This window comes from Vibrio sp. 10N.261.52.A1 (assembly GCF_002876325.1).
GTDB classification, from domain to species: domain Bacteria; phylum Pseudomonadota; class Gammaproteobacteria; order Enterobacterales; family Vibrionaceae; genus Vibrio; species Vibrio chagasii.
Map to the genome: position 1 here is coordinate 1 of NZ_MCYD01000048.1, position 345 is coordinate 345.

Here is a 345-nt window from a genome sequence, read left to right on the forward strand (position 1 = left end):
CCGCCATCGCTTCACTGCGGAAAAACGCTTCTCTGCGCCCTTCGTAAGCCATGGTCGTTAAAGCGTCGATAACGCTGTAATTACCCGTGAATTTACCGAAGTTACTCTCAACACCCCATAACGCGACAATAAATCGAGGCTGAACGCCATATTCATCACCAATGCGCTTTAAGGCTTTGTAATGCTTCTTATACAGTGATCTTGCTTGCTTCACTTTCCAATCTGGTACTGCTCGTGGAATATACTCATCCAGAGTCAGTTTCTTTTCAGGTTGGTTTTTATCCGCTTTGACCGCTCTTGGCTTAAACGTCACACCATCAAAGGCTTCATCAATGATCGCTTCAG

General features: G+C 45.5%; 1 protein-coding gene. It reads right to left on the reverse strand.

Features of this window, described 5'->3' with window-relative positions; all coding sequences use genetic code 11:
• Positions 1–345: lytic murein transglycosylase (locus tag BCT81_RS00600; protein ID WP_133152469.1), on the reverse strand; the 345-nt coding region annotated here is incomplete at both ends.